The organism is Methylobacterium sp. WL103 (assembly GCF_008039885.1).
Lineage (GTDB): Bacteria > Pseudomonadota > Alphaproteobacteria > Rhizobiales > Beijerinckiaceae > Methylobacterium > Methylobacterium cerastii.
In genome coordinates, this window is record NZ_VRUX01000886.1 from 1 (window position 1) to 1,298 (window position 1,298).

Genomic DNA, 1,298 nt, shown 5'->3' on the forward strand with positions numbered 1-1,298 from the left:
CCGCGGCCCTGGTCGGGCGCAACGTCCGGCTGCTGGCGGCCGACCGGCGCGCCCTAGACGACGGCGCCGAGTTCCTGGCGGCGCGGGGCGACGGCACCACCTTCTGGGCGCGCGTGACGCTGCGCCCGGTCTCTGGCAGCCCCTATCGGCTGGGCCAGGTCTTCGACGTGACCCGGCGGCGCGACGCCGAGAGCGCCCTCGTGCTCTCGCGCCAACGCGAGGCCCTGGGGTTGCTCACCAACAGCGTCGCGCACGAGTTCAACAACTTCCTCCAGATCCTAATCGGCTACATCGACGGGCTGAAGCGCCGGCTCGGCGACAGCCAGGAGCCGTTCATCCAGCGGGCGATGAGCCGCTCCACCGACGCGACCGAACGCGCCGCCGTGCTCACGCGCCAGCTGCTGGCCTATTCGCGCAAGATCGCCCCCGACGTGCGCCCGATCGACCTCGACGCGCTCGTGGCCGCCACCGTGGAGCGCCTGCGGCCCGGCCTGCCCGTGGGGGTGCGCTTGGAGCTTGCCGGCACGCCCGGCCTGCCGCGGGCGATCAGCAACCCGCTGCAGGTCGAGCTGGCACTCGGCCACGTGGTCACCAACGCGTGCGAGGCGATGCCGGACGGCGGCACCATCCGGATCGAGAGTTTCCGCATCGCGCCGGGCGACCGCTCGGTGCAGCGGCCGGAGGACGGCGCCGTCGGCATCCGCATCACGGATACCGGCGCCGGCATGTCGCCGGAGATGCTGGCCCGGGCGCTCGCGCCCTTCGCCACCAGCCGCGAGGCCGGGCGCGGGGCCGGGCTCGCCATCGTGCACGGGCTGATGAAGCGGCAGAACGGCATCATCGCCCTCGACAGCCGGCCGGGGGAGGGCACGCAGGTGCGTCTGGTCTTCCCGGCGGCGCCCGAGCGGCCTGCGGCCCCCCTGCGCTGACGAATCGTCAAGGGTGACGCGAAAAACATCGCGAGGCGACGGACTAAAACACGCCGCCCGGCGTCACCATCTTATGCGTCGGCGTTCGCGCCAAGACGTTCGACGACGCCGAGGCGTCCGACGACGTCCGGGACGTTTCGAGATGACCAGGGGCCGATCGATGCTCACCTCCACCACGCGCCGCAAGCGTGCGGCGACCTTTCTGGCGCTGGCCGCCGCGTTGACGGTCGCAGCGCCCGCCGTCGAAGCCCGTCCGGGCGGCGGCGGCAGCATGGGGTCGCGCGGCTCGCGCACCTTCAACGCGCCGTCGGCCACCACGACGGCGCCGACCGCCGCGCCGATGCAGCGCACGCAGACGCAGCCCACGCC

General features: G+C 73.5%; 1 protein-coding gene and 1 pseudogene. Both read left to right on the top strand.

All coding sequences use genetic code 11. From position 1 onward, the window contains the following. A partial coding sequence (locus FV222_RS26415) for an ATP-binding protein (RefSeq protein WP_147816082.1) occupies positions 1 to 929 on the top strand: 929 nt, incomplete at its 5' end. Positions 930 to 1,089: 160 nt separating this feature from the next. Next, positions 1,090 to 1,298, top strand: a pseudogene (locus FV222_RS26420) (hypothetical protein); the annotation flags it as partial.